This window comes from Actinomyces sp. zg296 (assembly GCF_009829695.1).
Lineage (GTDB): Bacteria > Actinomycetota > Actinomycetes > Actinomycetales > Actinomycetaceae > Actinomyces > Actinomyces marmotae.
On sequence record NZ_VWPG01000001.1, the window covers coordinates 52488 to 78699 of the forward strand.

General features: G+C 70.8%; 21 protein-coding genes and 1 tRNA gene. 7 read left to right on the forward strand and 15 right to left on the reverse strand.

From position 1 onward, the window contains the following. Positions 1–33: 33 nt before the first annotated feature. Positions 34–1644, forward strand: coding sequence for a multiple monosaccharide ABC transporter ATP-binding protein (gene mmsA, locus GVV76_RS00205; RefSeq protein WP_159624052.1), 1611 nt, complete (start codon positions 34–36; stop codon positions 1642–1644). Further along, entirely contained in the window at positions 1641–2810 is a 1170-nt protein-coding gene (gene mmsB / locus GVV76_RS00210; protein ID WP_159624054.1) for a multiple monosaccharide ABC transporter permease, read from the forward strand. Before mmsA ends, mmsB begins: the two co-directional genes overlap by 4 nt. Positions 2811–2892: 82 nt before the next feature. Here mmsB and GVV76_RS00215 read toward each other — a convergent pair. The 3 genes from GVV76_RS00215 to GVV76_RS00225 form a co-directional block, all read right to left on the reverse strand. Then, positions 2893–2968 (reverse strand) — tRNA-Thr (locus tag GVV76_RS00215). 65 nt (positions 2969–3033) lie between these two features. After that, positions 3034–3960 (reverse strand): DsbA family protein, encoded by a 927-nt coding sequence (locus tag GVV76_RS00220; RefSeq protein ID WP_159522518.1) that lies wholly within the window; start codon positions 3958–3960, stop codon positions 3034–3036. Between the two features lie 189 nt (positions 3961–4149). Next, on the reverse strand, positions 4150–6270 hold the full coding sequence (locus GVV76_RS00225) for a protein kinase domain-containing protein (protein ID WP_159624056.1): 2121 nt from the start codon (positions 6268–6270) through the stop codon (positions 4150–4152). Positions 6271–6540: 270 nt separating this feature from the next. Between GVV76_RS00225 and GVV76_RS00230 the strand changes: the two genes are divergently transcribed. Both GVV76_RS00230 and GVV76_RS00235 read left to right on the forward strand, forming a co-directional pair. Then, positions 6541–7668: an ABC transporter ATP-binding protein gene (locus tag GVV76_RS00230; RefSeq protein WP_159522516.1), complete on the forward strand. Its 1128-nt coding sequence runs from the start codon at positions 6541–6543 to the stop codon at positions 7666–7668. 779 nt (positions 7669–8447) lie between these two features. Continuing rightward, the gene (locus tag GVV76_RS00235; protein WP_159522515.1) at positions 8448–9821 is read left to right on the forward strand and encodes a DUF4032 domain-containing protein; all 1374 of its coding nucleotides are present in this window, start codon (positions 8448–8450) and stop codon (positions 9819–9821) included. Between the two features lie 187 nt (positions 9822–10008). On the opposite strand, the gene GVV76_RS00240 is transcribed toward GVV76_RS00235, so the two are convergent. From GVV76_RS00240 to ispF, 4 genes are all read right to left on the reverse strand, one after another. Beyond that, positions 10009–11244, reverse strand: a complete 1236-nt coding sequence (locus GVV76_RS00240; RefSeq protein ID WP_159522514.1) for a hypothetical protein — start codon at positions 11242–11244, stop codon at positions 10009–10011. 185 nt (positions 11245–11429) lie between these two features. Beyond that, complete coding sequence (gene rlmB, locus GVV76_RS00245; protein ID WP_159624058.1) at positions 11430–12425, reverse strand: 23S rRNA (guanosine(2251)-2'-O)-methyltransferase RlmB; 996 nt, start codon at positions 12423–12425, stop codon at positions 11430–11432. An 82-nt stretch (positions 12426–12507) separates the two neighbouring features. Then, positions 12508–14034: a cysteine--tRNA ligase gene (gene cysS / locus GVV76_RS00250; RefSeq protein ID WP_159624061.1), complete on the reverse strand. Its 1527-nt coding sequence runs from the start codon at positions 14032–14034 to the stop codon at positions 12508–12510. Between the two features lie 60 nt (positions 14035–14094). Continuing rightward, positions 14095–14658 carry a 2-C-methyl-D-erythritol 2,4-cyclodiphosphate synthase gene (gene ispF, locus GVV76_RS00255; RefSeq protein ID WP_159624063.1) on the reverse strand — a complete coding sequence of 188 codons (564 nt, stop codon included), beginning with the start codon at positions 14656–14658 and terminating at the stop codon, positions 14095–14097. A gap of 243 nt (positions 14659–14901) precedes the next feature. On the opposite strand from ispF, the gene GVV76_RS00260 reads away from it, so the two are divergent. Both GVV76_RS00260 and GVV76_RS00265 read left to right on the forward strand, forming a co-directional pair. Further along, entirely contained in the window at positions 14902–16086 is a 1185-nt protein-coding gene (locus tag GVV76_RS00260; protein WP_159624105.1) for a methyltransferase domain-containing protein, read from the forward strand. Positions 16087–16428: 342 nt separating this feature from the next. Next, positions 16429–17394, forward strand: coding sequence for a hypothetical protein (locus tag GVV76_RS00265; protein ID WP_159624065.1), 966 nt, complete (start codon positions 16429–16431; stop codon positions 17392–17394). Between the two features lie 221 nt (positions 17395–17615). Here GVV76_RS00265 and GVV76_RS00270 read toward each other — a convergent pair whose 3' ends face one another. Then, positions 17616–19073, reverse strand: coding sequence for a chemotaxis protein (locus GVV76_RS00270; RefSeq protein WP_159624067.1), 1458 nt, complete (start codon positions 19071–19073; stop codon positions 17616–17618). 187 nt (positions 19074–19260) lie between these two features. On the opposite strand from GVV76_RS00270, the gene GVV76_RS00275 reads away from it, so the two are divergent. After that, entirely contained in the window at positions 19261–19716 is a 456-nt protein-coding gene (locus tag GVV76_RS00275; RefSeq protein ID WP_159624069.1) for a GNAT family N-acetyltransferase, read from the forward strand. A gap of 128 nt (positions 19717–19844) precedes the next feature. On the opposite strand, the gene GVV76_RS00280 is transcribed toward GVV76_RS00275, so the two are convergent. The 7 genes from GVV76_RS00280 to GVV76_RS00310 all read right to left on the reverse strand — a co-directional run bounded on the left by GVV76_RS00280 (position 19845) and on the right by GVV76_RS00310 (position 25889). Then, the gene (locus tag GVV76_RS00280) at positions 19845–21401 is read right to left on the reverse strand and encodes an NlpC/P60 family protein (RefSeq protein WP_159624071.1); all 1557 of its coding nucleotides are present in this window, start codon (positions 21399–21401) and stop codon (positions 19845–19847) included. A 98-nt stretch (positions 21402–21499) separates the two neighbouring features. Beyond that, a complete protein-coding gene (locus GVV76_RS00285; protein WP_159624073.1) occupies positions 21500–22141 on the reverse strand; it encodes a hypothetical protein in 642 nt (213 codons plus the stop codon). Between the two features lie 37 nt (positions 22142–22178). Next, positions 22179–22976 (reverse strand): HAD family hydrolase, encoded by a 798-nt coding sequence (locus GVV76_RS00290; RefSeq protein WP_159624075.1) that lies wholly within the window; start codon positions 22974–22976, stop codon positions 22179–22181. A 145-nt stretch (positions 22977–23121) separates the two neighbouring features. Beyond that, positions 23122–23967, reverse strand: a complete 846-nt coding sequence (locus tag GVV76_RS00295) for a PTS system mannose/fructose/sorbose family transporter subunit IID (protein ID WP_159522497.1) — start codon at positions 23965–23967, stop codon at positions 23122–23124. A 19-nt stretch (positions 23968–23986) separates the two neighbouring features. Further along, the gene (locus tag GVV76_RS00300) at positions 23987–24919 is read right to left on the reverse strand and encodes a PTS mannose/fructose/sorbose transporter subunit IIC (RefSeq protein WP_159624077.1); all 933 of its coding nucleotides are present in this window, start codon (positions 24917–24919) and stop codon (positions 23987–23989) included. 38 nt (positions 24920–24957) lie between these two features. Then, a complete protein-coding gene (locus tag GVV76_RS00305) occupies positions 24958–25449 on the reverse strand; it encodes a PTS system mannose/fructose/N-acetylgalactosamine-transporter subunit IIB (RefSeq protein WP_159624079.1) in 492 nt (163 codons plus the stop codon). After that, the gene (locus tag GVV76_RS00310; RefSeq protein ID WP_159624082.1) at positions 25449–25889 is read right to left on the reverse strand and encodes a PTS sugar transporter subunit IIA; all 441 of its coding nucleotides are present in this window, start codon (positions 25887–25889) and stop codon (positions 25449–25451) included. The genes GVV76_RS00305 and GVV76_RS00310 overlap by 1 nt, the downstream gene beginning before the upstream one ends. Between the last annotated feature and the right edge of the window lie 323 nt (positions 25890–26212).

Genomic DNA, 26212 nt, shown 5'->3' on the forward strand with positions numbered 1-26212 from the left:
CCCGGTGTGCGGACGCATGGAAGGGGAGCGGTCATGAGCCCCGAATCGACGTCGTCTCCCGCCATTGCCGGCGCCCCGGACGGCCTTATCCTCCAGATGAGGGGCATCACGAAGTCCTTCGGGCGGTTCACCGCCCTCCAGGATGTCACCTTCGATGTGCGGCGCGGTGAGATCCACGCGATCTGCGGGGAGAACGGCGCGGGAAAGTCCACCCTCATGAATGTCCTGTCGGGGGTGTGGCCGCGCGGCACCTACGACGGCGACATCGTCTACGACGGAGCGGTCCGCGAGTTCCGCTCCGTGCGGGACTCCGAGGCGCTGGGAATCGTCATCATCCACCAGGAGCTGGCGCTGAGCCCCTACCTATCGGTGGCTGAGAACATCTTCATGGGCAATGAGAAGCAGCGCGGGGGCGTCATCAACTGGGACGACACCAATGACGAGGCGGCCCGCCTCCTGGCCGAGGTCGGCCTCGACATTCAGCCGCGGACGCGAGTGGCGGACTTGGGCGTCGGCCACCAGCAACTCGTCGAGATCGCCAAGGCCCTGTCCAAGGACGTGCGCCTGCTAATCCTCGACGAGCCGACAGCCGCGCTCAACGACGAGGACTCCGAGCACCTGCTCGGCCTCATGCGGGGCCTGCGCGAGCGCGGCATCTCCATGGTCATGATCTCTCACAAACTCGGGGAGATCTCCCGCATCGCGGACCGCACGACGATCATCCGCGATGGCCGGACTATCCAGACCGCCCCGTTGCACGGCCCCGGGGCGATCACCGAGGACGAGATCATCCGCCTCATGGTGGGCCGCTCCCTCGACAACCGCTACCCCGAGCGAGCGCCGAGCATCGGCCAGGAGATCCTCCAAATCCGTGACTGGACGGTCCACCATCCCATCGACACCGCGCGCAAGGTGGTTGACGGGGCGGCGCTGAGCCTGCGGCGTGGTGAGATCGTGGGCCTAGCCGGCCTCATGGGCGCCGGGCGCACCGAGCTAGCGATGAGCGTGTTCGGGCACTCCTACGGCACGGGTATCTCCGGCACCGTCCTCAAGGACGGCGTTGAGGTCTCCACCTCCTCGGTTGCCCGGGCCATGGATGAGGGCCTGGCCTACGTCAGCGAGGACCGCAAGGCGCTGGGGCTCAACCTCATCCAGGACGTCAAGACGAACACCACCGCCGCGGCGCTGCGGAAGATATCTCGTCGCGGCGTCGTCGACGAAAGCGCCGAACTCGAGATCGCCGAGCGCTACCGCCACGAACTGCGGACGAAGACCGCCTCCCTGTCGACCCCGGTCGGCTCCCTGTCCGGGGGCAACCAGCAGAAGGTCGTCCTGGCCAGGTGGATCTTCACCGACCCCGATGTCCTCATCCTCGATGAGCCCACGCGCGGGATCGATGTAGGCGCCAAGTACGAGATCTACCAGATCATCGGCGAGCTGGCGGACTCCGGCAAGGCGGTCCTCGTCATCTCCTCCGAGCTGCCCGAACTACTGGGCATCTGCGACCGCATCTACGCCATGAGCCACGGGCGCATCACCGGCCAGCTCCCACGGGGCGAGGCGGACCAGGAGAGCCTCATGCGGCTCATGACCATCGAGAAAAACGACCGCGATCGATCAGCGGGAAAGGACGGCGCGAAGTGAAGGGCGTCAACGCATACCTGGGGCGCAACCTGCGCCAGTACGGCATCCTCGCGGCCCTGGTCGCGATCATCCTCTTCTTCCAGGTCCTCACCGGCGGCCTCCTGCTGTCACCCAACAACGTGGCCAGCCTCATCCAGCAGAACGCCTACGTCATGATCCTGGCCGTGGGCATGGTCATGGTCATCATCGGGCGCCATATCGACCTGTCCGTCGGCTCCCTCGTGGGATTCATCGGCGGCATCATCGGCCTGCTCATCGTCAACCAGGGCCTGCCCTGGATCGTGGTAGTCCTCATCGCCGTCGGCATCGGGATGCTCGTGGGGTGCTGGCAGGGCTTCTGGGTCGCCTACATGGAGATCCCCGCCTTCATCGTCACCCTGGCGGGCATGCTCATCTTCCGCGGTCTGACCGTGGTCCTGGTCCAGCGCACCGTCTCCGGCATGCCCTCCAGTTTCGTTTCGATCGCGAATGGCTCCCTGCCGCCCTGGCTGGGCTACTTCCAGGACTACGACGGCGTGACGATCCTCATCGGCGTCGTGGCAATCGGCGGATTGGTTCTGACGCAGACGCGGGCCCGAAGGCGCGCAGTGACCGCGGGCCGCCCCGTCAAGCCCCTGAGCGCCTTCCTCCTGCGCGAGGGCGTCTTCGCGGCCGCGATCGCGGCGCTCACGGCACTGCTCGCCTACTCGGCCGGGGGCACGCCGATCGTGCTGGTCATCGTCGGCCTGGTCATCCTGGTCTACTCCTTCATCATGGGGCGCACGGTCTTCGGCCGACACGTCTACGCCGTGGGCGGCAACCTCAAGGCCGCGCGCCTGTCGGGGGTCGACGTGCGCAAAGTCGATTTCCTGCTGTTCGTCAACATGGGCTTCCTCGCCTCACTGGCAGCCATCGTGACCACATCCCGCGCGGGGGCCGCGGTCTCCACGGCCGGCAACCTGTATGAGATGGATGCGATCGCGGCCGCCTATATCGGGGGCGCCGCGGTCTCCGGGGGAATCGGCAGGGTGTCCGGGGCGATCATCGGAGCGCTCATCATGGGCGTGCTCAACATGGGACTGTCGATCATGGCGGTCGACTCCGCATGGCAGCAGGCCATCAAGGGGCTGGTCCTCCTGCTCGCCGTCGCCGTCGACATCGTCGGCAAACGGCGCGCGGGGGCCTGACCCACGGAATAGCGCCCCTCCCGCGCATCGACGCGGGAGGGGCGCGCGTCCCGATCCGCATGCCGCTGACGGCCGATGGGCGTGGAGCCGCGTGCCGGGTTCGAACCGGCGACCTGCTGTTTACAAGACAGCTGCTCTACCAACTGAGCTAACGCGGCGTGCGGGCCTCGGCACGAGGCCCGGGCGCAAGTGTGGCACATGCGCCGAGGATCGCGGGACGCTCTCAGGCGCCGGGTGTCGCGGCGCCCTCCTCGGGGGCGGGCTCATCCGAAGCGGCGGGCGTCTCAGGGGCGGGGGTCTCGGTCGGCGTGGCGGGCGCTGCGGTCGGCGTGGCGGGCGCTGCGCCGCTCTGCTGGCCGTTGACGTAGTCAGCCAGGCTGTTCTTGGCCTGGAGCAGGTTCAAGTCGACCTGCTTCCCGTCGTAGAGGATCGTCGGGGTGGCACGGAAGCCGCCGTCCTGGAAGGACTTGGTAGAGGCGTCGATCCACTTCTGATAGCCGGAGTACTTCAGCGCCTTCTTGATGGCGCTCCGGGTGTCCGAGGACAGGCCCGCCTCAGAGGCGACCTCGTTGATGGCTGTCTTGGTGATCAGGCTCTTGTCCTTCTTGGAGAACGCGACGCCGAAGCGGGCGAGAAGGGCGTTGTGGTAGTCGAGGGCCTTGTCGGGCTCGTTGTCGAGAACGGCGCCCATGGCGTGGTAGGCCATGTTCGTCCAGTCCTGGTTGAGGAACTGCGCGGGGTGGAGGGCGAGGGTGATCTTGCCGTCAGAGGCGAGCTTCTTCATCTCCTCGGAGTGGTCCACCTCGAAGTTGGCGCAGAAGTGGCAGGCGTAGTCGAAGTAGACGTCGAGGACCGGGGCGTCAGCGGTGGAGGAGCCCACCGCGAGATCCTTTCCGTAGGTCCACGAGCCGTCTTCGCGGACAGCGGAGGGAAGGCGGCTGTTCTTCTTGGCGTCTTCAACTGACTTCGCGTGCCAGACCGTCCCGGCGACTCCACCAACGACGGCGACGGCACCCGTCCCGATGAGGGCGCGGCGCGTGAGGGCAGCGCGGTGGGACTTGCGGGCCTGCTCCTCGCGCAGGGCCTGAGCCTTGACACGGGCGGCCTCCCGGCGCTCGGCCTTGGTTGGGCGGGGATCATTCGAGGCCATGATCGGCTCCTCCGAATCTGCGTGGATGTCGTAGCGCAACGGTTCGCACAGACAATAATTGAAAATTCACTATTCTGGAAGGGGCGGCGCGAACCGCGACCGTCACGGGGCGCCGGGGAAGCGGCCCCAGCGGCGAGGCCCGCCCCAGTCCCACGCCGCGTCCTGCGGCGATCACCGACGACGCCGCCCTCACTGGAGGGGGCTAAGGGTCGCCGGCGGAAGGCGCATGAGCACCTCCAGCACGAGGCACCCGACGCCGAGAGACACGAGCACGACGGCCCACAGCGCGCGGATCGGCCGACCGGGCATGAAGGCGGACACGATCTTGGCGCCGCCGCGCCGAGTGGAGGCGCCCCAGGGGACAAACCACACGATGAGCAGGAAAACGAGCTCGCAGCCCGCCATGAGCAGGGCTCGGCGATGGCGCAGGCGCATATCCTCGAGGAACGACGGATCCACGCCGACCTCCGCGCCCATCGGATCCCGCAGCAAGAAGTAGAGACCGCCAGCGACGACGCCGGCCAGGAGGATCGCGGGCAGCGCCGCCCCGGCGGAGCGAAGCAGGTAGAGCGGGCTCGTGGCCCACATGCGAGCGGTGTCGGCCGCCGTCGCGCTCCCCTTGTGAAGCCTGCGCCAGCGCCGGTCGTCATCCCCGCGGCCCACGGCGCCGGCGATGACCACGAGAATGGACGCGGCCAATGCCACCCAGACAGGCGCCCACATGCCGAGCATGACGAGGAGGAAGCCAACGCACAGGATCATCGTGCGACGGCGCTGGGGCTCGCGGGCCCAGTCGGGCAGCGCCGCGGCCGGGGCATCCGCGACTCCGGAGGTCCCGACCGAGGCGGGGCGGGCCTCGTGGCTCGCGGGGTCGAGCGCCCCGGCGGAGGCAGTCCCCACACCCGTCGGCCCGGTGTCGGTGGGACCGGTCGCCCAGCCCGACGCGGCCGGGCCGGGGGTCCCCGGGGCCCCTGACCCCTGGGCCTGGGGGGAGATCGCGGGCGGCATCGGCTGGGCGGCCTGGGCGGGGGCCCAGCCGGGGGTCGACCCTCCGGCCGGAGAGACCGGCCCGCCGGAGGGAGGAGTCGGCAGCGCGGGCGGCGAGGCGGGCCGGCTCATGGGAGACGCCCCGCCGGGTCCCGCCCCGCCGGAGCCCGGGGCGTAGGAGACGGGCAGCGCCGTTCCGCCGGCCCGCGCATCGGGGGCGGCACCCTCGAAGGGGCTCGGCGCGGGGACCCTCCCATAGGCTCCCGGGGCGGCGCCGTAGCCGGAGGCCGCAGGGGTCATCGTGGGGCTGCCCCCCGGCCGCTGGACCGACGTCAGGCTCGGCCCGCTCGCCGGCGGCACCCCGTAGGCGCCGTCCGACGCTCCCGAGGATGGCAGCGGCGCGGCGCCACCGGCCCCGGGAAGAACCGCGGCGAGCGCCCGGGAGCCGTCCCCGCTGTCGGCGATCTCATCGAGGACGGAGAGAAGCCCGTCGATCGAGAGGCGGTCCGCCACCTTGGGCTCCAGGGCGGCGCGGAAGGCCCGCGCCAGGGCCGGGCACTCCTCGGGAAGATCGCCGAGCTCGGGCGTGCCGGCGTAGACACGGCGGAAGACCACCTGCCAGGGGCCGGAGCCGAAAGGCGCGCGCCCGGTGACCGCGAAGAGGAGAACACCCGCGCAGGCGTACCAGTCGACCCCCGGGGAGGGCTCATCGCCGTCGAGCATCTCGGGCGGGATGAACCCGGGAGTCCCGGTGACCTGGCCGGTCTGGGTGAGGCGGACGTCGTCGGCAACCTGGGCGATGCCGAAGTCGATGAGGACCGGGCCCTGGGCGCCGAGCATGACATTGGAGGGCTTGAGGTCCCTGTGGATGACTCCGGCGTCATGCACGGCACGCAGGGCGTCGACCAGGCCATGGGCGAGATCGGACAGGTCACGGGCGTCGGTGACGAGGTCGTAGGCCCCCTCGCGGTCGACCTCGCGCTGGAGGGTGGGGCCCTCGACGAGCTCGGTGATGACGAAGGTCATGCCGTGAGCGGACTCGGAGTCGCCGGTCTCGATGTCGAGGATACGGGCGACGCGGGCGTCCCGCACCCTGGCCAGGACCTGGGCCTCCCGATCGAGGCGGCGCCTCGCCATGGGGTCGGCGGCGATCTGAGGATGGAGGATCTTCATGGCGACGCGGTCGCCGGCCTCATCGGTCACCTCCCAGACCGCACCCATGCCCCCGGCGCCAAGGCGCCGCAGGAGCCGATAGCCGCCGACGGTGGCGCCCGCCCGCAGTCCGCTGATCGACGGAGGAAGAGAGACAGGCGGCTGCGTCATGCGGCCAGGGTACCGGCCAAGCAGGACCGACCATAGTATGTGATGTAGTTCACAGGTGTTTGTCCAGGTCTCATTCTGACAGGTGTCGCGCTCGGGAGTGCGCCATGACACTATGTCTCCCGTCGAGGGCTTCCGCCCCGGCACCGTGCCAAGGACGCCACGCGCTGCCCGGCTCGACCGATCTCCGTCATCCTCCGTCAACGCTCACATCCCGGCACCTCTCCACCACGGATCGTCCGGCACGTACCTGCCGGTGAAGGGAATAACTCCATGGCTACCGTGACCTTTGATCACGCCACCCGCATCTACCCGGGCAATGACCGCCCCTCGGTGGACCAGCTCAACCTCGAGATCGCCGACGGCGAGTTCCTCGTCCTCGTCGGCCCGTCCGGCTGCGGGAAGTCGACGTCGCTGCGCATGCTCGCCGGCCTGGAGGACGTCAACTCCGGCCGCATCCTCATCGGCGACCGGGACGTCACCGATGTCCAGCCCAAGGACCGCGACATCGCCATGGTCTTCCAGAACTACGCCCTGTACCCGCACATGAGCGTGCATGACAACATGGGCTTCGCCCTGAAGATCGCCGGCACCCCCAAGGAGGAGATCGACAAGCGCGTCCGCGAGGCCGCCAAGATCCTGGGCCTGACCGAGTACCTCGACCGCAAGCCCAAGGCCCTGTCCGGCGGCCAGCGCCAGCGCGTGGCCATGGGCCGCGCCATCGTGCGCAAGCCCAAGGTCTTCCTCATGGATGAGCCCCTGTCCAACCTGGACGCCAAGCTCCGCGTCCAGACCCGCACGCAGATCGCCTCCCTCCAGCGCTCGCTGGGCGTCACCACGGTCTACGTCACCCACGACCAGACCGAAGCCCTCACCATGGGAGACCGCATCGCCGTCCTCAAGGACGGCCTCCTCCAGCAGGTCGGCACCCCTCGTGAGATGTACGACAAGCCCGCCAATGAGTTCGTGGCCGGCTTCATCGGCTCCCCCGCGATGAACCTGGGGCACTTCACCGTCAACGGCGATGTCGCCTCCATCGGCTCCGCCAAGATCCAGTTGAGCCGCGCCACCCTCGACGCCATCAAGCCAGAGGACGGCGGCAAGATCACCATCGGGTTCCGCCCCGAGTCCCTCGAGGTGGTCTCCGCCTCCGATGAGCACTCGATCCCGGTGCGCGTGTCCTTCGTCGAGGAGCTCGGAAGCGACGCCTACATCTACGGCGAGCTCGTGGGCGCCGAGGGCTCGGAGGACAAGCTCGGCAGCGGCGAGGACTCCAGCCAGATCATCGTCCGCGTTCCCCCGCGCACCGCTCCGGGCGCTGGCGAGACGGTCAACGTGCGCATCAAGCCCGGCCAGGAGCACATCTTCTCCGCGGCCACCGGTGAGCGCCTGCCCGCTTGATCACAAGCCCCACGACCCTCTCAGGTCATCGTCGGAGCCCCGTTCCCGCCACGGCGGGGGCGGGGCTCCGCCGTGGCGCAGCGGAGAGCGCTGGCGCGGCTGTCGGTCGTGCGCCGTCGGGTGGCGCCATCCGCACCGACGGGCGCCATCCACACCCAGTGGAGCGCCCCAACCCACACCCACAGGCGCCATCCACACCCACAGGTGCCATCCACACCCAGTGGCGCGCCCCAACCCACACCCACAGGAGCCACCCACACCCAGTGGCACGCCCCAACCCACACCCACAGGAGCCACCCACACCCACAGGCGCCATCCACACCCAGTGGAGCGCCCCAACCCACACCCACAGGCGCCATCCACACCCACAGGTGCCATCCGCACCCAGTGGAGCGTCCTACCCGCACCAGTCGGTGATTTCCGCACCAGTGGGTGCGAGAAGCACCGGTCAGGGCGAAAACGCTTGTTATCGCGGGGCGCCGGGGCGTGAACTCCGGGACGGGCGGGGACGCCCCGGCAGCCAGGGGCCTCCTCAAGGCCTACGGCGTCGAGCCCGGTGCGGGTCATCACCGACAACGCCGCCCTCAACCACCACGGCAGCTGCCATCGGCCCCGCACCGCCCACCACAACCGGCCACCCACCACAACCGGCCACCCACCGCCCGCCTCGCCCACCCGCCTCGACCAACTGCCCGCCTCTCGGCTCACCACCCGGGCAGCGTCATGCCCTCAGGCATTTGGTCGGCCCGACAGCACGGGATTCCTGCAAGAATCGTCGCATGCTCATGTCCATGCAGATCTCGGCCGCGACGATCGATCCGGCCCTCCTCGACCTGCCCTGGGAGCTCCCCCTGGAGGAATGGCCCCAGGATGTTCTCGCCGCCCTGCCGCGCGGCCTGTCCCGGCACGTCGTGCGCTTCGTCAACCTCTCCGAGCGCGTCATCGCGGTCAAGGAGATCGGCGAGGCGGTGGCGCACCGCGAGTACCAACTGCTGCGCGACCTCGTGCGGCTGGGCGCCCCCTGCGTCACCCCGACGGCAGTCATCACCGGCCGCATGAGCGCCGACGGCGAGCGCCTGAACTCGGCCCTCGTCACGGAGCACCTGTCCTACTCCCTGCCCTACCGAGCCCTGTTCAGCCAATACATGAGCCCCGACACGGCCACGCGCCTCATCGACGCCCTCGCCGTGCTGCTCGTGCGCCTCCATCTGCTGGGCTTCTACTGGGGGGACGTCTCCCTGTCGAACACGCTGTTCCGACGGGACGCGGGAGCTTTCGCCGCCTACCTCGTGGACGCCGAGACGGGAGAACTCTACCCCGAGGGCGGCCTGACGGAAGGCAAGCGCCTGTACGACATCGACGTCGCCCGAACCAACATCATCGGTGAGCTCATGGACCTGCAGGCCGGAGCCCTCCTGGAGCCGAGCGTCGACACGATCGAGGTCGGGGACCGGATCGTGGAGCGCTACCACGATCTGTGGGAGATCCTCACCGGTGAGGAGTCCTTCTCCATGAGCGAGCGCTGGCGGGTGCGCCTCCGCATCGAGCGGCTCAACGAGCAGGGATTCGACGTCGGGGAGCTGACCATGCGCACGGACGAGACCGGGGAGCACCTCGTCATCCAGCCCAAGGTGGTCGACGCCGGCTACTACCACCGCCGCCTGCTGCGCCTGACGGGACTGGATGTCCAGGAGCGCCAGGGGCGCCGCATGCTCAACGATCTGGAGGCCTACCGGGTCACCCGCGGGATGCGGGATCGGCCGCTCGAGCAAGTGGCGCATGCCTGGCTCGCCGAGGTCTTCGAGCCAACCATCCAGTCCGTGCCGATCGAGTTGCGCCGCAAACTCCAGAGCGCGGAGATCTTCCACGAGGTGCTGGAGCACCGCTGGTACATGTCCGAGGCGCAGCGACGGGATATATCCATCGATGAGGCCGCTCAGGACTACATCGCCAATGTGCTTCCCCAGCACTGGGACGAGGAGTCCTACCTGTCGCTCGGGGACAGCCAGGAGATGGAGGCGATCTTCACCGATGACGACGAGCCGCTCATCGAGGACGACGCCGAGTTCGCGGCCCGCGACGAGGAGACGGCCGAGGCCTACAGCGCCAACCCCTTCGGCTTCACCGCCGGCATGAAGTTCAAGGGCGAGTAATCACCTCCCCCTATATGCGAGACCGGTCGAAAATAGGAGCGAGACCGGTCAGTTATCCACAGGCCGCTCCGGTGCGCCAAGGGCGCCGCCACCCTGCGCACCGCGGACCGGTCTCGTGCCTGATATCGACCGGTCTCGACGCCGTTTTCGACCGGTCTCGCTCCTATTTTCGACCGGTCTCGGCGGATTAGTCGGAGACGAGCTCGGTCTCGACGAGGCGCGTCTCCTCGTCCGCGCGACGGCGCAGCTCGCGATGACGCACGACGGAGGCCAGCGAGGCCTGGAGGACCGCGTCGACGAGCACCATCGCGCCCACCGCCGCCACCCCCTTGTTGATCCCACCGCGCCGGCGCAGCGCCGCCCCGAGCAGCGCCCCGCCGATCCCGCCCTCCAGCACGAGCGCGGCTCGCACCGTCCACGGCTTCTCCGTGACGGTCTCCACGTAGGCCTGCCGGATCGCCTGGCCGGGTGTTCCCGGATCGCTCACCATGAGACCGACGGAGCGGGTCACGGCATTGGCCAGGCCGCGGGGCTCATGGACGACGACGCCCGGTACCTCCACGGGCGCCAGCGCCCCGGAGAGCACGCTGTCCACCCAGCCCGGCAGGCCCAGGGCCTTGATCATCGCGGTCAGACCCGCGGCGCCCGGGGTGGCCAGGGCCTTGGCAACGGCCTCTGCATCGGCTCCCGGGACGGCGGCGGTGATCGCCGACGCGTCCGTGACGTCGGTGAGGAGGCCGTCCACCACGGCGCTCAGCGCGGGCCCGGGCTCGGCGACCCCGCCCCACACGTACTGGGAGGTCATGCCCCAAGAAAAGACGGCGTCATCCTCGGACTCACCGGTGGTCACGGCGCGAACGGTCATGTCGCCCTCGTCTACCGTCAGGACGAGCGCGGGCAGGGACTCCTCGTCCCAGCCGAACATCCCGAGCGACAGGCCCTCACCGGAGTGCAGGACGATGCGCCGATCGATCTCCGGGACAGTGGCCACCGCCAGCGGCCGCTCGAGGAGCGTGGCCTGCAGGGGCACCATATAAGCACTGATCGGGGAGACGATGACGGTGCGGGCCGTCGGCGTGCCATGGCGGGCGAGCCCGGGCAGCTCTGTGTCAGCGGGGAGCGCGTTGAAGGAGGCGGGGCCGATCGTCACCGAGGCGCCGAAGGCGCGCGCGAGGGACTCGGCCAGCTCGCTGACCCCCATGCCGGGAACGACGCCGCCGCGACTGGGCGGGGTGACGGCGACCCGCGCCTCGGCGTCGGCGAGCAGGGTGATGGACAGCAGGTGGGGGGTGCTCGGGTACCACTCGAGGCGCGCGACGACGCGCTCGGAGTCCAGGCGCTCGGCCACTTCCTGGGGCGCTGTGCCGGGGGCGATGACGACGCCCTCCGTGCGGTTCCAGCGCTGCGATGCGTCCTGTGCCATGGCGGTCTCCTCGAGGTTGGCTGCGGCCCATTGTGGCAGTAATACGGCCCGCGTGTGAATGAGGGCGGCTCCAGGGCCCGCGCCAGGGGCGCCGCGCCTGAGCCCGGTCGCGACGCCCGGTCGCGGCGCCCGGTCGCGGCGCCCGGCCGCGATCAGCCAGGGATGGTGAGCCCCGAGCCGCCCACTCAGCCCTCGGCCGCCGCGCGGCGCAGGCGGTCCACCTCGTACAGGGTGATACCCGTGGCCACGGCGGCGTTGAGGGACTCCACGCTCGTGGAGATCGGGATGGAGGCGATGACGTCGCAGGTCTCGCGCACGAGTCTGGATAGCCCCGAGCCCTCGGCGCCAGTGACGACGACGAGGGGGGCATCGGCCAGGGAGAGCCCCCCCACCGGGGTGTCGCCCCCGCCGTCGAGCCCGACGACGAAGCACCCCTCCTTCTTCAGTTCCCGCAGGGCCCGCACCAGGTTGGTCTCGCGGGCCACGCGCACGCGGGCGGCCGCGCCGGCGGACACCTTCCAGGCGGTGGCGGTGACCCCGGCGCTGCGGCGCTCGGGGATGATCACGCCGTCGGCCCCGAAAGCCCCGGCCGAGCGCAGGACTGCCCCCAGGTTGTGGGGGTCGGTGACCTGGTCGAGGGCGACGAGCAGGGGCGTGCGACCGAGCGAGCGGGCGCGGTCGAGGAGGTCAGCGGCGGTGGTGTACTCGTAGGCGGGGACCTCAATGGCCACCCCCTGGTGGGCGGCGCGGTCGGTGAGGGCGTCGAGGTCGAGGCGGGTGGTCTCCAGGACGGGGGCGCCCAGCAGCGCCGCGCGACGCACGACGGCGCCGAGCCGGTCATCGGAGGAGGCCGAGACGGCCATGAAGACCCGGCTGATGGGCACGCCCGCGCGGGCGGCCTCGGCCACGGCGTTGCGACCGCAGACGATCTCGAATCCCTCGGGCACGCGGAAGCCCCTCTTGAGGCGCTCCATCTGGTTGACCCGCTGATTGGCCCCGGAGGCGCGGGCCTCGGCGCGGGCCTTGGCGAGCGCCTTGGGGTGGCCGACGCGGTTCTCGGCCTTGGGCGTGGGGCCCTTGCCCTCCAGGCCCTGTCGGCGATTTCCGCCCGAGCCCTTTGTGGGGCCCTTCTTGGATCCGGGGCGGCGCCGGGGGCCGGGGTACTGCTCGTTGCCGGGCATCGCGTGCCCTCCTGTCTTACGTTTCGTGGGGTTGCGGCGCGGGCGGTGATCCGCGCCCGGGCCGGGATGGTTCAGGCGGTGGTCACGCGAGGTGCCAGCGGGCGCCGCCCGCGGAGTCCTCGACGACGACGCCGGCCGCCGCGAGCTGATCGCGCAGGGCGTCGGCGCGGGCCCAGTCCTTGGCGGCGCGCGCGGCGGAGCGCTCGTCGAGGAGCGCGGTCACGAGGTGGTCGAGGGCGCCCATGGCGGCGTCGGAGCCGTCTGCCCCGGCACTGCCGAGCGTGCCCGCCCGCCAGGGCTCGGAGAGGGGGTCGAGGCCGAGGACGTCGAGCATGGCGCGCAGGTCGAGGGCCGCGGCGGCGACTGCCGTCGGCTCGGGGGTGGGGGCGGCGAGCGCGGCGTTGAGGGCCTTGAGGGCGGCGTGGACGCAGGCCATGGCCCCGGCGAGGTTGAGGTCCTCATCCATGGCCGCGGTGAACTCGCCGGGCAGGGGCCGCGAGCGCAACTCAAGGGCGGGGGCGTCCACGGAGCCGGCCGGGCCGGCCGCCTCGCCGAGGACGAGCTCGAGCGCGCGGGTGATCGCGCCGGCCAGTCGCTCCCACAGGGCGGCGGCGTCGGCGAGGGTCTCCTCGGAGAACTCGACCGTGGAGCGGTGGTGGACGGCGCCCAGCGCCAGGCGCAGCACGGGGGCGGGGTAGGCCTTGAGCAACTCGGCCACGACCAGCGAGTTGCCCAGGGACTTGCTCATCTTCTCGCCCTTGACGGTCACCCAGGCGTTGTGGACCCAGTGGCGGGCGAAGCCCCAGCCGGCGCCGTGGGACTGGGCCTGCTCATTCTCATGGTGGGGGAACCTCAGGTCGATGCCGCCACCGTGGATGTCGAACTCGTCGCCGAGGTAGCGCCGGCTCATGGCGGAGCACTCCAGGTGCCAGCCGGGGCGGCCGCGCCCCCAGGGGGTGTCCCAGGCGGCGTCGTCGGGCTCGCCGGGCTTGGCGGCCTTCCACAGGGCGAAGTCGCGCGGGGAGCGCTTGTCCGCCTCGACGTCGGCGTCGATCTGGGCCTCATCCTCTGTGGTGGCCAGGTCCTCAGGGCGCTGGTTGGTCAACGAGCCGTAGTCGGGCAGGGAGGCGACATCGAAGTAGACGTTGCCGGGCGAGCCGACATAGGCGTGACCGGCGTCGATGAGGCGGGAGATGAGGTCGATCATCTCGGGGATGTGGCCGGTGGCGCGCGGCTCGTAGGTGGGCGGCGCGATGCCCAGGGCGCGGTAGGCGGCGTCGAACTCGCGCTCGAAGCGCTGCGCCCAGGCCCACCACTGAACCGGTGGCTCGGCGGCGGCGGACTTGGCCAGGATCTTGTCGTCGATGTCGGTGACGTTGCGGATGAGGACGACCTTCTGCCCGCAGCGCTCCAGCCAGCGGCGCAGCACGTCGAAGGCGATGCCGGAGCGCATGTGGCCGATATGCGGGGAGCCCTGGACGGTGGCGCCGCACAGGTAGATGCCGACCACCCCGGGGGTGACGGTGGGGGCCAGGGGAACGACGTCACGCGCGGCGGAGTCGTACAGGCGCAGGGCCAGTGCTGGGGCGTCGGTGGTCTCGGTGCTCACGGGGGCAGCCTATCCGGTGGGCGCGTCGAGGGCCGGGGCGGCCCGGGGCGGGGACCTGGGTCAGGGGCGCGCGGACGGGTCGACAGGGTAGACGAGGGCGGTGGCGATGGCGAGCAGCCCCTCAGCCCGGCCAAGAAAACCGAGGTGGTCGGTGGTGGTGGCGGAGAAGTGGACGGGCGCGGCAGCGGCCCGGCTGAGCGCGGCGGTGGCCTCGGCCATGCGGGGGGCGATTCGGGGGCGCTCGCCGACAAGTTGGACGGCGATATTGCCGATCTCGAAGCCGGCGGCCCGCACCCGCCGCGCCGCCTCGGCCAGGAGCGCGCTGCCCGCCGCGCCCTTCCACTGCGGCTCGGCGGTGCCGAAATTGGAGCCGAGATCGCCCAGGGCGGCGGCGGAGAAGAGGGCGTCGCAGCAGGCGTGGGCGACGACGTCGCCATCGGAGTGCCCCGCCAGCCCGATCTCACCGGGCCAGTCCAGGCAGGCCAGGCGCAAGGGCGTGCCGGAGTCGGCGGCGGCGAAGGCGTGGACGTCAGTGCCGATCCCGGTGCGCGGGAGCACGAGGGGGGCAGAGGTGGGGGCAGAGGTGGCGGGCGGGGAGCTGGGGGTGGCGTCGGATGGGCTCATGGGAGCAGTGTGCCGCGCGCGGGCGAGGCGGGATAGGCGGGCGGGGCGGCGGGGCCGGCATTGACCCCGGCGCTGACGCCAGCCCTGACCCGGACGACCGGGATATCCTCGGGCGTGCCCATCGACCGTCATGTCGACCGTATCGTCGGCGCCCTCGGCCCGGACGCGCCGCCCGCGCCGGCGACGCCGTCGGGAGCCTCATGCGCGCTGCACGACTCGGGCGACTGCCGCTCCTGCCCGCGGATGGGCATGGAACTTCCCGATCAACTGGCGACCAAGCAGGGCGACGTCGCCCAGCGACTGGGCGCGCGCGTGCCCAACACCGCCTGGGCCGCCCCGGCCATGAGCGAGCCCTCGCGCTTCCGCAACAAGGCGAAGATGGCGGTCAGCGGGACGGTGGACGCGCCGATCCTGGGCCTGGCGGATCGCTGGGGCGGCGCCGTCGACCTGCGCTCCTGCCCTCTCCATGCGCCGGCGATCGAGGAGGCCCTGCCGGTGCTCGCGGGCTTCATCAGTTGGGCGGGCCTGGAGCCCTACTCCATCCTGAGCCGGCGCGGCGAGCTCAAGCACCTCCTCGTCACCGCCTCCCCTGACGGCGACCTCATGGTCCGCTTCGTCCTGCGCAGCCGACGCCTGGTGGGGAGGCTGCGCGACGGACTGGCGCGCCTGCGGGGCCTCCTGCCAACGCTCGCCGTGGCCAGCGCGAATATCCAGCCCATCCACCAGGCCATCCTGGAGGGGGATGAGGAGATCGTGCTCACCGAGGAGGACAGCCTTCTCATGCGCCTGTCACTGCCAGACGGGGCACGGACGGCCCCGGGAGGGGCGACGGCATCCGCTCCGCGCGAGCTGGCGCTCTATCTGCCGACGCGCTCCTTCTTCCAGACGAATACCGCCGTTGCTGAGGCGTTGTACGCGACGGCCCGCGACTGGGCGGGAGACTCCCCCGATGGCGCGGCGCCGGCGCGGCGAATATGGGACCTGTTCTGCGGAGTGGGCGGTTTCGCGCTGGCGCTCGCGGGGGCTGCGAGTCAGGGAGGGGATCCCGGGCCAAGCGTGCTCGGGGTGGAGATCTCGTCGTCGGCGATCGACGGGGCACGGGCCTCGGCGGCGCTGGCGGGACTGCCCGCTGATCGGGTCCGGTTCGAGGCTGGCGATGCCCGCGTGCTCGATCCCTCGGCAGCGCGTGAACTCGGCGGCCTTCCGGATCTTCTCGTCGTCAACCCGCCGAGGCGCGGGATCGGGGAGGAGCTAGCGGGGCGGATCGAGGCCTCGGGGGTGGAGCGGGTGCTGTACTCCTCATGCAATCCGGCGACGCTGGCCGTCGATCTGGAAAGGATGCCGTCGCTGCGCGCCCGCCGCGCGCGCCTATTCGACATGTTCCCGCACACCTCGCACGCCGAGGTGCTCGTCGAGCTCGCGCGCTAAGGCGGCCCATCCGCGCTGAGAGGTGCCACCCGCGCACCCGCGCCCAGCACCGCCACCCACACCCAGAGGTGCCATCCACACCGAGAGGTGCGGCCCACACCGAGAGGTGCGTCCTGCCCGCACCGGTCGGTGATTTCGGCTCCTGTCAGTGCGAAACGCGCCAGTCGGCATCGCGATCCACGCCGTCCCACCGGCATCCGCCCGATCTCATAGAGACCTCCCACCAATGCGCGGCAACGGTCACGGCGGATCGGGAACCACAGGGAGCGCCGCGCACACTCAAGGCCCGCTTCTGGGGAAGGGATACCCAAGAGCCGCGGAAGACGCCGCACGCTCGACTCCATGAACGCAGCCCAACCGGGACCCGCCCGGCTCACTTCCCCACCAGCGCCGGTCATCGTGATCGCCAAGGAGACGGCGACACTGGACAACGGTCCCCGGCACCCCGAGCGGATCGATGGCCTGATACGGATCGCCTCGGGGATCTACACGGAGGCGGCCTCCTGGGGGACGATGGCGCCGCGAGAGCGCCACGAGGTTCTCATCGAGGCGGTGCGGCGCATCGAGCAGGGCACGATCCTGATCGGGGCCTCGGCCGCGGTCGCCTACGGCCTGCCGATCGTCGGGATGCGCCTGGGCCGAGTGGAAGCGCTGCGCGTGTCCGGCCAGCGGAGCGCGACCACGCTGCTTCACCGCCGCCATAGGGAGGGGCTGACGGGCATCTCGGAGAACCAGGGCCTCCTCCTGTCGTCGGTCGCGGACACCGTCATCGACATCGCTCGCTGGGGCGGTCTCATCCCGGGCGTGTGCGCGATGGATGCCGCCCTCCATGAGGAGCTGTGCGTCTGGGAGGAGATCCAAGAGGCGCTGGAGCGGCTGCCGGCCGGCAGCCGGGGAGTGCGGACCGCGCGGACCGCCCTCGGCCTGGCCGATAAGCGCTCCGAGTCGCCGGGCGAGTCCGTGTCGCGGGTGCGTCAATGGCAGGGGCGCTTGCCGCGGCCGGTCCTGCAGTACGTGCTGGACGTCGGTGGCCGGGTGATCCGCGTCGACTTCTTCTGGGCCCAGATCAACCTGGTCGGCGAGTACGACGGCAGGATCAAATACGACGCCGCATCCTTCGGGAAGGACCCGCGGGCGGTGCTGCTCGATGAGAAGGACCGGCAGAACGACCTCGAGGACCTGTACGGCGTCAAGGTGCGGCGGTGGCGCTGGGCCGACGCCTGGTATCACGACGGCGCGGCGATGATCGAGCGCCTGGTCAGAGCCGGTCTGGAACAGATGCCCGCGCCATGGCCGTTGCGCGCGTGACCCTGGCGGCACTCCTCACCAGTGCTGCTCAAGAAGGGCCAGGGCCCAGCGCGGCCGAACCGAGCGGTGCCGCCTCCACCCAGCGGTGCCATCCGCGCCGAGCGGTGCGTCCTACCCGCACCGGTCGGTGATTTCGGCTCCTGTCAGCGCGGAACGCGCCGCACGGCTCAGCGCGGAACGCTCCGCACGGCTCAGCACGGCTCGGGGCAACCCGACGCAACTCAGCGCAACTCAGCCAGGGCGCGCCGCACGGCGGTGATGCGCTCCTGGATCTCGGCGGCCAGCATGGGGATCTCCAGATCACGGATGGCACCGGCCAGATCCGCCAGGTCGCGCGCCTCGGGGAAGCCGTCCTCGCAGAGCGAGGCGGCCCTCCGCACAACCTCGCTCTCCCCGACGCTCGCCGCGGCGGCCTCGGCCAGGAGTTCGGTAAGTGGGCCTCGCGTGGCCGTGAGTTCCTCGGCGACGGCGTCGAGCTCCCCACCGACGAGCTCTCGCCGGGCCTCCAGCAGGGCCCGGTGATCGGTGAGCCGCGTGATGCCCTCGCTCAGGGCGCTCGTCAACTCCTCGAGGGAGCCGACGGCGTCGTTCTCAGCCACGTCGTCATCCCCGGCGAGGATCTGGGCCGCGAAGAACCCCGAGGCGAGGTTGTGCAGGCGCATGAGGGCGATGGCGAAGCGCACGGAGTAGGCATCGCCGCGCAGCTCGGAGACCTGCCCGGCCAGGGGCCGCAGTTCCTCGGCGCATTCCAGGACGAGGGCGTCGACCCTCCGGTAGCGCTCCTCGAAGCCCGCGGCACCAGCGCCCGCACCGATGGCGCTGGCATCCCCGCCCGCATCGGGCCGCAACGCGTCGAGGCGCGCGACCTCGTCGCGCGTGGCACGCAGGGCGGCGCGCAGCTCGGCCAGCCTCGTCGAGAGCGCCTGGATGTCGGTGGCGCGGCGCTCCAGGAGGCGCACGAGGCGGGCAAGCTCGTCGAGGAGGGCGAGGTGCCCACTGGTGGCCTCCTCGATCGCCTGCATCTCCGCCAGCACGCGGGCCACCGGCCCCTCAGCCCCCTCCGCGCTCGGGATGCCGACCCCGGCGGCCACGAGCGCGGCCACCTCGGAGGCCACGGCCTGCCGGGTGAAGTCGACCGTCGACTCGTACCCCAGCGCCTCCAGCTCGCGGCTCAGCGCCGCCTGCCCGGCGGCGGCGACCTCCCGCCGGGTCGAGCCGCCGGCGGCTGAGGCCGCCTCGACCTCCCGCACCCGCTCGAAGGCCCGCTCGAAGGCGTCGCGCTGCTCGGTGAGCTGGGGGAGGGTGCGGATGGACAGGTAGCCGCTTCCCGAGGGGACGATGGTGGCGAATACCCGGTAGTGCCCGCCGTCGGAGGATCGGTTGGTGATGTAGGCGCTGGCGGCGTGGCCGGCCTCGATGTCCTCCCACACCCCGCGGAAGAGCCCGGCGGGCATGACGGCGTGGCGCACCACGTTGTGGGCCCGGCCCACGAGCGCCCCGCGCGGGTAGCCGGACAGCCTCATGAAGATCGAGTTGGCGCGGCGGATGCGACCGGCCGCGTCGGTGGTGGAGAAGAAGATCTCGTCGGCCTCGAAGACGCGCTCCGGGGCGGGCGGCGCGCCGTCCCCGGCCGACTCGCTCCGGCCCGCTGTCCGGGTCAACTCGGTGTGCTCAGTCATGGCGGGGCCTCCTCCGGCCGAGTGCTCGTCCCAACGGTGCCGCGCTGGGCTCCCCGAGACTACCCCCGATGCCGACGCCGCGCTCCCGGACCGCCCGCGCCCCGGCCCATCACGGCTAGGCTCAGGGCAAACGCGCCGACCCTCAGACGGCGCGCGTCCCGCGGCAGTCACGCAGAGAGGCACCACGATGGCCACCGAGATCGTCACCCAGGCCGGACCCGAGCTCGTCGAGGCGATGGAGCGCCTCATCCCCCAGCTCTCCCGCAGCGCCCCCGCCCTCACCGCCGAGCAGTGCGAGGCGCTCCTCGCGCAGGACGGCGTCTATCTCTTCGTCTTCCGCCCGGACTCCCCCGCCGACGGCGCCCCCGCCCCGATCCTGGGCATGCTGACGCTGGCGACTTTCACGATCCCCACGGGCCTGCGGGCCTGGGTGGAGGACGTCGTCGTCGACGCTGAGGCGCGCGGCCAGGGCGCCGGCAGGCAACTCGTCGAGGCGGCGGTCGCACACGCCCGGGAGCTGGGGGCGCGCACCGTCGACCTCACCTCGCGCCCGTCCCGCGAGGCGGCCAACCGGCTGTACCAGCGCTGCGGCTTCGAGCTGCGCGAAACGAACGTCTACCGCCACAGCGCCCCCAAGAACTGAGCCCTCTGAAGATCGCGCCCCGGCACCGGCGGATCCCGCTCCAGAGGCGCCCCCGCCCCGTTCCAGGGCGGGGGCGCCTCATCGCTCCAACGAGCGGAAGGGCGGGGCTCGCCGCTCAGATCCCCGGATCAGTTCTCCGGGAAGGGGCGCACGACCTCGCCGACCATGCCGCTCCAGCCGTAGCCGACGGTGATGTGCTGGATGCGCGCGGGCCGTCCCATCCAGTCGGTGTGGACCACCTGGTCGCCGCCGAGGTAGATGGCCACATGCGTGATCGTGCCCGAGCCGTCGACGTAGAAGATGAGGTCGCCGCGCTGGCGCTGGGACAGCGGGACGTGCTGCATCCTGGGGTGGCGGAAGAGTTCCTGCGAGGTGCGGTAGTCCGGCCAGGCGTGCCGGTGGGTGTTGATGGGCTGGGGGTCGAGGCCGCCGGCGTAGAGGGACTGGAGGACCAGGCCGGAGCAGTCGTAGCCGAGGCCGTAGGGGCCGGCCCCGCCCCAGGTGTAGCTCGATCCGATCTGGTCTTGCGCGTAGCCGATCATCGCCTCGATGCGCTCGGAGCGGGTGGCGCTTAGGCGGATGGGGGTGGCGTGGTGGTCCTCAATGGCGAACCAGTCGTAGCCGGTTCCCAGGGCGTCCCAGGTGGCCTTGTCGACGACGCCGGTGGCCGGCAGCCCGGCACGGCTCTGGAAGTTGGCGACGGCGGACATGAGGGCGTCGTCCACCGAGGCGAGCTTCGAGGGGCTCCACAGGCCCAGGGACTGCTGCACGATCCTCACCTTGACGCCGTTCATCCCGATGGTGAGGTAATTGCTGGCGCCGTTGAGCGGGGTGATGGTCTTGGTGGGCTGGAGGAACCACGACGGCGCCCAGTAGGCCCACCAGGCCCCGGAGTCGTAGAACCAGTAGGTCTTGCCATCGATGCTCCGGCTGCCGGTGGCCATGATGCCACTGGAGGGGTCCATGTAATACCACTCGTCCAGGCCGAGCCACCCGGTGGCCATGGCTCCGGTAGAGGGGGTGTAGTAGCGCCAGCCATCGGCGTGCTTGATCCATCCGAGCGCCATGGCGCCGTCGGCGGCGAGGTAGTAGCGCGCCCCGTCCACGGTGAGGCTGCCCGTGCTCATGACACCACTGGAGGGGTCGAGGTAGTACCAGTGCCCGCGATCCTTGAGCCAGCCGGTGTACTGGGTGCCGGAGTCGCGGTTGTAGTGCCAGCCGGCGTCGTCCTTCCACCAGCCGGTGCGCATGTAGCCCTCGGCGTCGAAGCAGTAGATAGCGTAGTCGATGGGGGCGCACTGGGAGCGGGGGAAGGTGCCGTCGGGGTTCCTCCACCACCAGCGCCAGTCGGCCTTGACCCATGCGCCGGCGGGGTTGACGGAGGACGGGGCGATGGCGGGCACGGCGGCGGCCTGAGGCTCCTCCGGCCGAGGGGCCACGGCCGCGGGCCCGGCCGCCCCAGGATCGATCGCCGACGGCGTTGCGCCCGCGTCGGGCCGGCCCTCCGAGGGCGCGGGGCCCAGGCGGTTCCCGGCGCCCGGACCGGTGGTCGACGCCGGGGCGCTCGGGGATGGCGTCGCCCCCGGGTCATCGACCGCGCTCGCCTGCGCGGCGAGGGGAAGGGCGAGGGCGGCGGCGAGGCCCGCGGCCGCGAGTCGGCGGGCGGCGCTCCGTGTCCAGTGCATGGGTTCTTCTCTCGTGGGGAGGGGCGCTTCATCGCGCCGGCTGTGGAGTTGGGCGGGTTTCGTCTCAGGGCGGGGCCTGGGAGGAGCGTGGGGCGGGGTCAGAAGACTACCGGCCAGGTCGATAGGCAGCCGGTGAGGGCGATCTGCGCCTGCGCGCGGGATTCGGCGGCGGCCTGGTACTCGGGGTTGGGCGTCGGGGTCCGCCCGGACTTGATGTCGTCCTCGGCCTGGGCGGCGTCCGCATACTCGGAGATCTCGCCGCCCGAGAGCCTGCCGGCCACGCTCACGTAGGCGTCCAGGGAGGTCAGGGCGGCGGTGGCCGTCGGGTCGGAGCCGGCGGCGTCGGCCAGCTGGCCCCGGTGGCTCGACGCGAGCACTCCGGCGAAGGACTCCCAGGCTTTCTGCTTGGCCACGGGGTCCTTCGAGTCGGCGAGCGCCGTGTAGCGCTGCCCCTCGGGGGTCTCGGCCAGGGCCCTCCCGACGACGCCGTCCATCGCCGCGCACTGCGCGGAAGCGGTGACGGCAGCGAGCGGGGCGGGGGTCGTGGTGGCGGTGCGCAGCTCGGTGGGTAGCCCCGCGCCGGGCTGCTCGGCGCCGGCGGGTGCCGCCGTGGCCGCGGTGCTGGGGGCGGCGGCGGGCGTGGACTCAGCGCATCCGGCCAGTCCGACGACGGCGAGGAGCGCCGCCGCAGCGGCCCGGGGGACCGTGCTGGTGAGCAGGGTGTTGAGGCGGCGCGTCATGCGGTCAGAATACCAAGGTGATTACGGCTATCTCACCTCAGAGGACCGGTGGGACCTGGCCGAGGAGGTCGTCGATGAGCTCGGCCATGGAACCGACCACGCGCTCGCAGGCCCGGCTCACCTCGGGCGGGGCCCAGGGCAGGGTGATGGGGTGGTCCGCGAGGGCGTGCATGGAGACGTCGTTGTAGGAGTCCCCGAGCGTCCACACCTCAAGGCCCTCGGAGGCCCGGATGGGCGCCAGGGGGCCGGCGAGGAGCTCGGCGAGCCCGCCCCCCTTGGAGGATCCGGTCGGCACGATGTCGAGGAACTCCAGGTTGCGGTGGCACTCGATGCCCGCCCCCCAGCGCTCGACGGCCTCGATCTCGATGCGCTCGCGCAGGAAGTCGTCGGTGACGCGCAGCGGCACCCCGATGAAGCGATGCTCACTCATCAGCGCGGCGCTCATGGGCTCGAAGACCTGGAGGATGGGGGAAGTGTCGCCGTTGTTGTCGGCCAGGATGTAGTCCTGCGTGATCGTGGTGGCGTAGGTGGTCACGCCGGGTAGGCCGGCGGTGTCCTCGACGATGGCGCGGGCGACTCCGTCGGGGAGGTGGCGGGCCGCGAGGACCCGGTACTCGCCATCGATGAGGACGGCGCCGGTGAAGACGACGCCGTAGTCGAAGCGCACCCCTTCGGGCTCCAGGACGCCGCGCGCGGCGAAGATGGATTTGCCGGTGTCGATGGCGAGCAGGTTGCCGGCAGCTCGCCAGCGCTCCATGGCCTCGCGGTCGGCCCGGGCCACGGCGCGATTGAAGATGATGGTGGAGTCGAGGTCGGTGACGATGAGGCGTCGCATGGGCCCTCCGTTGGGCTTCTGGCTGGGCTGGCGGACTCAGGGCGAATCGGGCCTGGCGCGGGCGACGGCGCCTGCGCGCGCGAGGGGCGCGGGAGCGGCGCTCCACGCGCCCCTCGCAGCCTAGGGCATGGGGCCGCCCACCGGCTCAGCCAAGGAGGCCCGTCCAGGCGCCGAGGATGCCGACGACGAACATGCCCAGGATGATCCACAGCGCGTTGACCTTCTTGTTGAGCAGCCACATGCACAGGAAGGTCAGTCCCAGCGCGGCCACTCCCGGCAGCAGCTGATCGAGGATCATCTGCAGCGTCGTGTCGGTGACGATGCCGGTGTCCCGGTTTTCGACCGACGCGACCACGGCCGGGAAGTTGATCGTCGTCCACTTCGAGACCAGGGCGCCCATGACGAACAGGCCCATGACGGCGGCCATCTGGGTGATCTTCTTGAGCTGGCCGCCGCCGACCTCGGTGACCATCGCGGTGCCCCGCTCGTAGCCGAGCTTGAGCCCGTACCAGCGCGTAGCCACGCGCAGGACGTTGATGCCCAGGAAGAACAGCAGGGGACCCACGATGGAGCCATCGAGCGCCAGCGAGGCGCCCAGGGCCGCCAGAACGGGCCGGGCGGTTCCCCAGAAGATGGGGTCGCCAACTCCGGCGAGCGGCCCCATGAGGCCGATCTTGACGTTGGTGATGGTGTCGTCGCCGATGGGCTCGCCCTTAGCGCGCTGCTCCTCCATGGCGGCGGTGATGCCGAAGACGACGGAGGACACCCACGGGTGGGTGTTGTAGAACTCCAGGTGGCGCTCGAGAGCGGCGGCCTGCGCGGCCTTGTCGCCCTTGTAGACCTTCTTGATCACGGGCATGAGGGTGAAGCAGAAGCCCATCGCCTGCATGCGCTCGAAGTTGAAGGAGCCCAGGAGCGTCGTCGAGCGCCAGTACATGGACCGCAAGTCCCTGTTGGTCAGGGAGCGCTCAGCGGTCGTGGTGGAAGTCATGATCATGTTCTCCATTCACTCAGTCGAGCTCGTCGTCGAGGTCATCGTCCGCGTAGGCGCCGCCACCGGCGGGCGCGGGGACTGCCTGGGGCGCGGGGGCCGGCTTGGCGAACTCGGGGTTGAGCTGGGTGTAGATGACGGCGAGGCAGGCGCCCACGATGCCCAGGCCCACGAGCGTCACTCCGGTCGGCATGACCTGGAGGACCCAGTTCGCCATGTCCCCGGCACCCTGGGGGGCGGCGACGGAGCCCTTGCCGGCGATCGTCGTGGCGAAGGTGGCGAAGACGAAGCCCAGGAAGAAGAAGGGCATGAGTTTGCGGGCCTTCATCATGTTGATGACCATCGCGTATCCGACGACGACGATGAATCCACCGGCGATTCCCAGTCCCTTGGTGATGACCTCGGGGATGGCGTCCAGCGCCTTGTTGACGGCGTCGCCGGAGGCAAGCGCCGCGACGATCGCGGTGGGGATGGCCACGCGCAGGCCCTGGAGGCCCAGGGCGGTGAAGTGCATGGCCACGATGCCCCGGTAGTTGGCCTGCTTGGCGTATCGATCGGCTTGGTGGGCGAAGAACACGGCGATGGTTCGCACGAAGATCGTCAGGGCCTGACCGGCGACGGCCAGTGGGACGGCGACGCCGATAGCGGCATCGATGGCCGCCTTCGTGCCACCGGCGCCGTTCATGGAGGCGACGGCGATGACGGTGGAGATGGTCGAGGCCATGGCCGCGTCGGGGGCCATGGCGGCGCCGACGTTCAGCCAGCCCAGCGCGATCAGCTCCAGGGTGCCCCCGACGACGATGCCGACGGTGGGCTGGCCCAGGGCGAGTCCGGTCAGGGTGCAGGCGACGAGGGGGCGGTGGAACTGGCGCTCGTCGAGGACGCTCCCCAGCCCCGCGATGAAGGCGACGATGGTGACCAGGATGATCTGGATTGTGGAGATGTCATGCATGGGAGAACCTTTCGCGTGGGCTCAGCGCGAGGCCGGCCCTACGCCAGCCCCTTCGACTTGAGGGTGGGCATGAGGTCGGAACGACCCGTGGAGGGGACCTGCTGGATGTACTGGGGGATGCCCCGGGAGTCGATCTCGATGAAGGCGGCGACGTCCTCGGGGGAGGCGTAGACGGCCTGGGACACCTGTGAGGTCCCCTGCTTGAAGGTCATGCCGCCCACGTTGACCTCGCTGGCCTCGATCCCGAGGTCGAGGAGCCTCACGATGTCCGCGGGCGTCTCGACGACGATGATGGCCTTGAGAGCGGCGTACTTGGGGTTCTTGTAGACCCGCGCCGCCTTCTCCACACCCAGGACGTGGACCTTGACCTTGCCGCCGCCGGTTTGAAGGAGGAGGGACTTCCGCAGCTCGTCATTGGCGGCGCTGTCCGAGACCGCAAGGATGGCCTCGGCGCCCAGGGAGCCCGCCCAGTTGTTGGCGACCTGTCCGTGAACCAGGCGGGAATCGATACGCAGGAGCTTGATGTCCATCAGAGCTCGTCTCCTTCGTCGTCAGAGGTGGTGAAGGTGTTGGGGGTGTACTCCTCGGAGAGGATTTTGATGCCGGCCTGGCCGGCGGTGCGGGCGACCTCGACGAGCTCGGGCAGGTCCGCGCCGGCCATGCGGCGGGCGAGGACCTCGACGAGCATGGGCAGATTGGCGCCGGAGACGACGTCGGCGTCGGGGCGCGCCGCCGCGAAGCGCGCCGCGGCGTTGTAGGGGCTCCCGCCGAAGAGGTCGCACAGGATGAGGTGCTGCTCGGACGGCGAGGCCTCAACGGCCGCCGCGTACTTGGCGAGGAGGTCGTCAGGCCCCTCCGATTGCTCGAAGGTGACGGCGACGACGTCGTGGCTCGGGCCGACGATCATGGTGGAGGAGCCGAGCAGCCCCTCCGCCATGCGCCCATGAGCAGCGATGATCACGGATACCACGGATAACCGCCTTCCAGTCGGGCCGACGGCGAGCGAGCCCGACGCCGGCAAACGATGTGGCGACAGGGACGATAGGCGCTCTCACAAGCCAATAGAGCTCGATGCGCCCCGGTGATACCGGAGATAACGGGCGTTAGCAACGCGCCTCCCCAAGCGTTAGCAATGAGACGCCCGCCACGCCGTAGATATCGCATGGCTCACACGAGACGATCGCTAACTCGGACGCTAACCATGATCTTGGTCACATATGCGTCGATCCGACCGCCCTCCCCTCCCCCTCCTTGCCGAGACCGGTCGAAAACAGCAACGAGACCGGTCGAAAA